The organism is Flavobacterium sp. 316, from assembly GCF_000967805.1.
Taxonomy (GTDB): domain Bacteria; phylum Bacteroidota; class Bacteroidia; order Flavobacteriales; family Flavobacteriaceae; genus Flavobacterium; species Flavobacterium sediminilitoris.
The window spans coordinates 538,348-547,493 of the sequence record NZ_JYGZ01000002.1 but is presented as its reverse complement, the minus strand read 5'-3'; the positions used below and the strand labels follow the sequence as shown (position 1 = coordinate 547,493).

9 protein-coding genes are annotated in these 9,146 nt (G+C 30.5%); 4 read left to right on the top strand and 5 right to left on the bottom strand.

Annotated elements, in window-relative coordinates; translation table 11 throughout:
• Together SY27_RS06185 and SY27_RS06180 are read left to right on the top strand one after the other, a co-directional pair.
• A partial coding sequence (locus tag SY27_RS06185; RefSeq protein ID WP_045968208.1) for a T9SS type A sorting domain-containing protein occupies positions 1-587 on the top strand: 587 nt, incomplete at its 5' end.
• Between the two features lie 121 nt (positions 588-708).
• A complete protein-coding gene (locus tag SY27_RS06180; protein ID WP_045968206.1) occupies positions 709-1,221 on the top strand; it encodes a hypothetical protein in 513 nt (170 codons plus the stop codon).
• A gap of 73 nt (positions 1,222-1,294) precedes the next feature.
• Here the strand turns inward: SY27_RS06180 and dnaB are convergent, their stop codons facing one another.
• The 5 genes from dnaB to tgt form a co-directional block, all read right to left on the bottom strand.
• Positions 1,295-2,845 carry a replicative DNA helicase gene (dnaB, locus tag SY27_RS06175; protein ID WP_045968204.1) on the bottom strand — a complete coding sequence of 517 codons (1,551 nt, stop codon included), beginning with the start codon at positions 2,843-2,845 and terminating at the stop codon, positions 1,295-1,297.
• 154 nt (positions 2,846-2,999) lie between these two features.
• The gene (locus SY27_RS06170) at positions 3,000-3,953 is read right to left on the bottom strand and encodes an acetyl-CoA carboxylase carboxyltransferase subunit alpha (protein WP_045968202.1); all 954 of its coding nucleotides are present in this window, start codon (positions 3,951-3,953) and stop codon (positions 3,000-3,002) included.
• Between the two features lie 62 nt (positions 3,954-4,015).
• Entirely contained in the window at positions 4,016-4,912 is an 897-nt protein-coding gene (locus SY27_RS06165; RefSeq protein WP_045968200.1) for a DMT family transporter, read from the bottom strand.
• Positions 4,899-5,978 (bottom strand): LptF/LptG family permease, encoded by a 1,080-nt coding sequence (locus tag SY27_RS06160; protein ID WP_045968198.1) that lies wholly within the window; start codon positions 5,976-5,978, stop codon positions 4,899-4,901. The genes SY27_RS06165 and SY27_RS06160 overlap by 14 nt, the downstream gene beginning before the upstream one ends.
• A gap of 8 nt (positions 5,979-5,986) precedes the next feature.
• Positions 5,987-7,117 carry a tRNA guanosine(34) transglycosylase Tgt gene (gene tgt / locus SY27_RS06155; RefSeq protein WP_045968196.1) on the bottom strand — a complete coding sequence of 377 codons (1,131 nt, stop codon included), beginning with the start codon at positions 7,115-7,117 and terminating at the stop codon, positions 5,987-5,989.
• 186 nt (positions 7,118-7,303) lie between these two features.
• Here tgt and SY27_RS06150 point away from each other — a divergent pair, with 186 nt between their 5' ends.
• Positions 7,304-8,152 carry a transketolase gene (locus tag SY27_RS06150; protein WP_045968194.1) on the top strand — a complete coding sequence of 283 codons (849 nt, stop codon included), beginning with the start codon at positions 7,304-7,306 and terminating at the stop codon, positions 8,150-8,152.
• 19 nt (positions 8,153-8,171) lie between these two features.
• Positions 8,172-9,125, top strand: coding sequence for a transketolase family protein (locus SY27_RS06145; protein WP_045968324.1), 954 nt, complete (start codon positions 8,172-8,174; stop codon positions 9,123-9,125).
• Positions 9,126-9,146: the final 21 nt, after the last annotated feature.

Below are 9,146 nucleotides of genomic sequence, written 5' to 3'. Positions count from 1 at the left end.
TATGGAGCAGCGGAGCTACAACAGCATCAATTACTGGTATAAGTGCTGGAATTTATATTGTGACTATAACAGATAATAATGGTTGTACAAATACAGCTTCAGTTACAATTACTGAGCCGTCTGCTATTAATAATACTATATCTGAATTAACTACTGGTATTTTAACAGCAAACGAAGTGGGTGCTACTTATCAATGGTATGAATGTCCAAATACATTATTAGCAGGAGAAACAAATCAAGATTTTACTCCAACAGTAGTTGGCGATTATAAAGTTGAAGTAACTGTTGGAACTTGTACGGTTGAATCAGCGTGTTATACAGTTAATACTTTAGGTTCAAATACTTTTGAAAATAAATCAAAATTCTCAATCTATCCTAATCCAAATAATGGACAATTAAATATCAATGCTGATTTTGATGGTCAATTTATTATTGTAAATCAAGTAGGTCAAACAGTAAAATCATTTAGAGTAAATTCAAATATTGAAAATACAATAAATGTTGAAAATTTATCTGACGGTATTTACTTCATAAAAGGAACTAATGGAACAGAAATAAGTTCTCAAAAACTGATAATTAAAAAATAATCTTATCTTTTAATTAGAAGGTTAAAAAAAGGTTGTTATATATTCTATAACAACCTTTTATATAAAAAGTCAACTTAAATTAAAAACTAGATTTAAAATAACACTATTAATCCCAATAATTATGAAAAGAAGATCATTTGTAAAAAAAGTTGGTATTTTTACTACTGGTACGATTGCCTTATCAAGCACTAATCTATATGCTACTGAAACGGAAAATTCTTTAAACACAATAGATTTTTCTCCTGTAGCGCTAATTGAAAATGAATTAACTTTAAAAGGTTTCTTTATAGATTCAATAACTTTAAAACCTATCTTATCACCTATTAAGATGGAAGCAAAAGTAAAAAGGAATCGATTTTTCCCTTTAAATAAATCTTTAGAATCTACAAATAGTAGTTATCATATACAAACTGGATTTTCAAAATCAAACATACAGGATAAAATAGATATTCATATTCAAGCTGATGGATACAAACCTTATAATGGTAATATTTATTTAACTACAAAAGGATGCTATATTCACTCTGAAGAATGGAATTATAATCCTAATTTTAAACCCGAATTTACTCCAAAGAATATCAATTCTGGAAATCAAACAACATCCTCTTTTAATTTTCATTTAGTTAAAATTTAAAAACTTAAAATTCTAATAATAAAAAAAAGGTTCCTTGTAAGGAACCTTTTTTTTATTATTATCGTTGTTCTTTTTAAAAAGGAACATCTGAATCTTCATCATCAACACTACTAAAATTACTCCCAAATGCTTCATTTGCTGATGGAAGATTTTGAGTAATAAAAGGATTTTGTTCATCTAAATTCATTTTTGAAGGTAGCGAATCAAAAGGAGAACTAAAATCATCTAAATTATCAAACTTACCTAAGTTTCCAACGAATTTTAGTCGTATATTATCTAAACCACCATTACGATGCTTTGCTACAATAAATTCAGCCTGACCTTGCGTTGGAGAACGCTCTTCATCATCCCATTCATCAATTTTATAATATTCAGGGCGATAAATAAAAGAAACAATATCCGCATCTTGCTCAATCGCTCCAGATTCCCTTAAATCGGAAAGTAATGGTCTTTTACTAGATCCACGAGTTTCAACGGCACGAGATAACTGTGAAAGAGCAATAACTGGTACATTTAATTCTTTTGCTAATGCTTTTAAATTTCGGGAAATGGTTGAAATTTCTTGTTCACGATTTCCTCCTCCTTTTCCATTTCCTCCAGCAGTCATTAGTTGAAGGTAATCAATTACAATCATTTTAATTCCATATTGAGAAGCTAAACGACGTGCTTTGGCACGTAAATCAAAAATGGATAATGATGGAGTATCATCAATATATAAAGGAGCTTTTTCTAAATCTTTAACTTTTATTGAAAGTTGCTCCCATTCGTGTTTTTCTAACTTTCCTGTTCTCAACTTTTCAGATGACAAGCCAGTTTCAGATGAAATAAGACGCGTAATTAGCTGAACTGAAGACATCTCAAGAGAGAAGAAAGCAACAGGAGCTCCATAATCAATCGCCATATTTCTTGCCATTGATAATGTGAAGGCTGTTTTACCCATACCTGGACGAGCTGCCACAATAATTAAATCTGAAGGTTGCCAGCCAGAAGTAAGTTTATCTAAATCATGAAATCCTGTTGGAACACCACTTAATCCTTCTTTTCCTGCAATTTCTTCAATACGCTTTTTAGCTTGGATAACTAAACTTTGGGCGGTTTCAGAACTTCTTTTAATATTCCCTTGTGTAACTTCGTACAATTTAGATTCAGCTTTATCCAATAAATCAAAAACATCTGTTGTTTCATCATAAGATTCTTCAATTATTTCGTTGGAAATCTTTATTAAACTTCTTTGAATATATTTTTGCAATATAATTCTTGAGTGAAATTCAATATGAGCTGAAGATGATATTTTTTGAGTTAATTGAATAAGATAAAAATCGCCTCCTGCTAACTCTAATTTTGCATTCTTTTTTAATTGAGAAGAAACTGTTAATAAGTCGATAGGTTGAGTATCGTTAAACAATTCAACAATTGCTTCAAAAATATGTTTATGAGATTCTTTATAAAAAGCATCAGGTTGAAGAATATCAATTACTTCATCTACACCTTTCTTATCAATCATCATTGCTCCTAAAACTGCTTCTTCTAAATCTACAGCTTGAGGAGGAAGTTTTCCTTTTTCTAGATTAATAATAGCGCTTTTATTTTCTTTTTGAAAGCTGCTATTTCTGACGTTTTCCATATTGCGAAGGTAACCAAATTTTGATAAATTATACCCTAACTTATTAGCTCTATTGTGTTAAAAACCTGTTGAAAACATAATTCTTTTTGTTAATAACACAAAAAAAATCCGAAACTATTAGGCTTCGGACTTTATATGTTGAATGTAAAATGAATTATTCTTTAAATTCTCCCATTTTACTGTATTTGTCCATTCTTTGTACGATTAAATCTTCTGTTGATAAGTCTTTTAATTCTTTATATGCTTTCATAATAAAAGTCTCAACATTTTTAAAAGTAGTTTCTCTATCATGATGAGCTCCTCCAAGTGGTTCTGGAATAATATCATCAATTAATTTTTGCTTCTTCATATCAGTTGGTGTCAATTTCAAAGCTTCAGCAGCTTGTTCTTTATATTCCCAACTTCTCCATAAAATAGACGAACATGATTCTGGTGATATTACAGAGTACCAAGTATTTTCTAACATAAATACTCTATCTCCTACTCCAATTCCTAATGCTCCTCCTGAAGCTCCTTCTCCAACAACGATTGTAATAATAGGAACTTTTAATCGAATCATTTCAAAAATATTACGAGCAATTGCTTCTCCTTGTCCTCTTTCTTCTGCTTCTAAACCTGGATATGCCCCTGGAGTATCAACAAGAGTAACAACAGGAATTCCAAATTTTTCTGCCATTTTCATCAATCGAAGTGCTTTTCTATATCCTTCTGGATTTGCCATTCCGAAATTACGATATTGACGCGTTTTCGTATTATATCCTTTTTGCTGTCCTACAATCATGAATGATTGTCCGTCAATCTTCCCTAAACCACCTACCATGGCTTTATCATCTTTAACTCCTCTATCTCCAAATAATTCTAGGAAAGTATCGCCACATAATGCTTTGATATGGTCCATCGTATAAGGACGATTTGGGTGACGTGACATTTGAACACGTTGCCAAGCAGTTAAATTTTTATATATATTTTTCTTAGTTTCTTCTAATTTTTTCTCAATCTGTTTGCATGTATTACTTACATCTACTTCAGATTCCTGACCTATAACGACACATTTATCTAATTGGTCTTCAAGCTCTTTAATAGGTAATTCAAAATCTAAATATTCCATGGGACTAAATTTTGGTTTGTGTTTGTTGTGACAAAGATAAAATTTTCAATTAATTAAATGTATTATTCAACTAATTTTAGTTTTCTTTTTTTATAATTTTTCACTAATCCATTTGCTAGAACTGTCACTAAAATAATTCCTGCTCCTAGATAAAAATAGGAATTCATGTGTTCTGAGTCTTTAAATATTAACAATGCTAAAATAATTCCATAAACAGGTTCCATATTTACAGTTAGCATTACTGTAAATGGGCTTAAAAACTTCATAATTTTCACAGATGCAGAAAAGGCATAAGCGGTACAAATTGATGAAAGTATTAATAACCAAAATAAATCTTCTAATGATATTTCAAAAAAAGCTGTATCAAAATTATTAGTAAATAACATATATACACTTATTCCTAAAACGCCTATTAAAATTTCATAGAAAGAGATTACATTTGGATCATACTCTTTTACGTATTTTCCATTTAATACAGAGAAAAGGGCTGATAAGAATGCTGAAGTAATGGCTAAATAAATCCCCGCTTTAAATTGGGTTTCTACTTTAAAGATAATTCCTAATCCAATAATTGTTATTATTCCGAAAAGCATTTCATACCAAACTACTTTCTTTTTGTGTATGATAGGTTCTAAAATAGATGCAAAAAAAGCGCCTGTTGATAAGCATGCCAGTGTTACTGAAATATTTGATACTTTTATTGCTTCATAAAAAGTATACCAATGTACTGCTATTACAATTCCGGCAAATGAAAAACTTATAAATGCATTTTTTGTAATCACCATACTTTTCTTTTTTATAAGTAAAAAAGCTAAAACAAAGAGTGACGCAAAAAACATTCTATACCAAACTAAGTTTAATGCTTCTAATGATATTAGTTTTCCTAATATGGCTGTAAATCCCCAAATAAACACTATTAAATGAAGATGCAAATATGTTTTTATACTATCGTTTTGCATTTCTAAGAAGATAAAAGGCTAATATTCCAAAAAATATGTTTGGAATCCAAACTGCTAATAATGGCGAAAAATCTGAATTTTCTGCAATGGTTCCAAATACTTTATCAAAAAATATAAAGGTAAATGCAATTACAATTCCAATAGCTAAATTAACTCCCATTCCTCCTCTTCTTTTCATGGATGATACTGCTACTGCAATAATAGTAAGTATGAATGCTGAAATTGGTAAACTAAATTTTTTATACAATACAACTAAATATGCATTGATTCTAGTATTTCCTTTTTCTTTTTCTTTATTAATAAATTTGAATAACTCTCCAATTGTCATTGTCTCTGCAATATAAAAAACTGGAGTTAATTCGTCTGGTTCAAAGTTAAAATCAACAATTTTTTTATCTACTAACTCTAATATATCATTGTTATTCCCAATATTCCTTTTTACATAATTAAATAAAGAGTATTTTTTTATCTCTTCATCATATTTTATTCTATTTGAGGTAATTTTCTCAACTAAAACATTATCCTTAAATTTCTCATACGTAAAGTTAAATCCTGTTTTAGAGGTAAAATTATAATTGCTAATGTAAATGTATTCTCCTTCTCCTATTTGTCTAAATATATCCGAAGTTTCCATTGTTTTATAACTACTACTTCTCAAATATGTATTTCTAAAATCTAGAAATCCTTTACTTGCCTTTGGTACTAAGAAAAACCCCATTAATAATGCAAAAACACAAACAATAGTTGCTCCAAATAGAAAAGGTCTTAAAAATCTTTTAAACGAGATTCCAGAACTAAGAATAGCAATAATTTCTGTATTGTTTGCTAATTTTGAGGTAAACCAAATAACTGATAAAAATAGGAAAATAGGAAATAATAAATTAGCAAAGTATATTATAAAATCACCGTAATACATTATTATTTCATTAAAAGGAGCTTTCCTTTCAATCATTCTATTTACTTTTTCAGAGACGTCTATTACAATTCCAATAGGAATAAATAATAATAACATTACACTAAATGTACCTAGATATCTCTTTAAAATATATTTATCAATTAGCTTCATTAAATTAACTATAAGCGTTGACTCATTTGAATTACCATTTTATCTTTCCATTCTCTAAATGTTCCTGCTACAATTTGTCTTCTTGCTTCACGAACAAGCCACATATAAAAACCTAAATTATGAATAGTAGCAATTTGCTTTCCAAGATACTCATTTGCAGCAAATAAATGACGTAAATAAGCTTTTGAATATTCTAAATCAACAAAAGTATGTCCCATTTCATCAATTGGAGAAAAATCGGCTTCCCACTTTTTATTCTTTATATTGATTGATCCATGAGCTGTAAAAAGCATCCCATTTCTTGCATTACGTGTTGGCATAACACAATCAAACATGTCAATACCTAAAGCAATATTTTCTAAAATATTAATAGGGGTTCCTACTCCCATTAAATATCTTGGTTTATCTTCTGGCAAAATTGCGGTAACAACTTCGGTCATTGCGTACATCTCCTCAGCAGGTTCACCTACTGAAAGTCCTCCAATTGCATTTCCTTGTGCTCCTGCATTAGCAATATATTCTGCTGATTGTTGACGTAGATCTTTGTAAGTGCTTCCTTGAACAATTGGAAAAAAAGTTTGCTCATAGCCATACTTAAATGGCAGTTTTTCTAAATGCGTAATACATCTGTCTAACCAACGATGCGTCATGTGCATAGATCGCTTTGCATAACGGTAATCACATGGATATGGAGTACATTCATCAAACGCCATAATAATATCTGCACCAATGGTTCTTTGAATTTCCATTACATTTTCAGGAGAGAAAAAATGATATGAACCATCAATATGACTCTTAAATTTCACTCCTTCTTCTTTTATTTTTCTATTTGAAGAAAGAGAATATACTTGGTATCCTCCTGAATCTGTCAAAATATTTCGATCCCAATTCATAAATTTATGCAAACCACCTGCTTTTTCAAGAATATCTGTTTGCGGTCTTAAATATAAATGATATGTATTTCCTAATATAATATCTGGATTAATATCATTTTTTAATTCTCTTTGATGAACACCTTTTACAGATGCTACAGTGCCAACAGGCATAAATATTGGGGTTTCAATAACTCCATGATCTGTAGTAATTACTCCTGCTCTTGCTTGGCTTTTTGGATCTTTTTTAACTAAATCGAACTTCATATAACAATTTTACTGGGCAAATATAAATCAAATAGTGCACTTGCATGTTACTCAAACTAAAATTTTAAAATAGTTTTATGAAATACTAATTGTGAATAAATAAATTCATTAATTCGAATAACTTCCTGATAAAAGGTTTGTTGAAAGAAAAATTATGAAGTATTTTTGCCCAAATTATTTATGTAAATGAAACCAAACACACAACAATTACAAGAATTAACTGTCCAAGTAAGAAGAGATATCCTACGCATGGTACATGCTGTAAATTCAGGTCATCCCGGAGGATCACTTGGTTGTACAGAATTTTTAGTAACCCTTTATCAAAACTTAATGAACAGAAAAGAAGGTTTTGATATGGACGGAATTAATGAAGATGTTTTCTTCTTATCTAACGGTCATATCTCTCCTGTTTTCTATAGCGTACTAGCAAGAAGTGGTTATTTTCCTATAAGTGAACTAGCTACTTTTAGATTATTAAATTCTCGTTTACAAGGGCACCCAACCACACATGAAGGTTTACCTGGAATAAGAATGGCTTCTGGGTCTCTTGGTCAAGGATTAAGTGTTGCTTTAGGTACTGCACAAGTAAAAAAACTAAATAACGATTCTAGTTTAGTTTACACACTACATGGAGATGGCGAATTGCAAGAAGGTCAAAACTGGGAAGCAATTATGTATGCATCAGCTAAAAAAGTAGATAATTTAATTGCTACAGTAGATGTAAATGGTAAACAAATTGATGGAACAACTGACGAAGTTTTAGCAATGGGAAGCTTAAAAGCTAAATTTGAAGCTTTTGGTTGGGATGTTTTAGAAATCAAAGAAGGTAACAATATTGATGCTATTATTAATGGCATGACGGAAGCAAAAGCAAAAACAGGAAAAGGAAAACCCGTTTGTGTTTTATTGTACACCGAAATGGGTAATGGTGTAGATTTTATGATGCACACTCATGCATGGCATGGTAAAGCACCTAATGATGAGCAATTAGCAAATGCATTAGCGCAAAATCCTGAAACTCTAGGTGACTATTAATCCTTCAACTAAAATGAAAATGAAAAAATATACAAATACAGGAAATAAAGATACACGTTCAGGATTTGGTGCTGGTTTAACTGAGCTTGGTCAAAAAAATGAAAATGTTGTAGCACTTTGTGCTGATTTAATTGGATCGTTAAAAATGGATGATTTCAAAAAAAATCACCCAGAACGTTTCTTTCAAGTTGGAATTGCAGAAGCAAATATGATGGGAATTGCAGCAGGAATGACTATTGGAGGAAAAATTCCTTTCACAGGTACTTTTGCTAATTTCTCAACAGGTAGAGTTTACGATCAAATTCGTCAATCTATAGCCTATTCTGATAAAAATGTAAAAATTTGTGCTTCTCATGCAGGTTTAACACTTGGTGAAGACGGAGCTACTCATCAAATTTTAGAAGATATTGGCTTAATGAAAATGTTACCTGGAATGGTTGTTATTAATCCATGTGATTATAACCAAACGAAAGCAGCAACTATAGCTATTGCAGATCATCATGGTCCTGTTTACCTACGTTTTGGTCGTCCTAGTGTTGCTAATTTCACTCCTGAAAATGGTGAATTTATCATTGGTAAGGCTGTTATGCTAAATGAAGGAACAGATGTTACTATTGTGGCAACAGGTCATTTAGTTTGGGAAGCCTTAATTGCTGCTGAAAAATTAGAAGAAAAAGGAATTTCTGCTGAAGTAATCAACATACATACTATTAAGCCTCTTGATGAAGAAGCTATTTTAAAATCAGTTTCAAAAACAGGTTGTATTGTAACAGCAGAAGAACATAATATTTTAGGTGGTTTAGGTGAAAGTGTATCTCGAACATTAGTATCTAACAATCCTGTTCCTCAAGAATTTGTAGCCGTTAATGATAGTTTTGGAGAAAGTGGAACACCTGCTCAATTAATGGAAAAATATGGTTTAAATGCTGATGCAATTATTAATGCAGCAGAAAAGGTTATAAAAAGAAAGTAATATATTTTCAAATTGCATAAA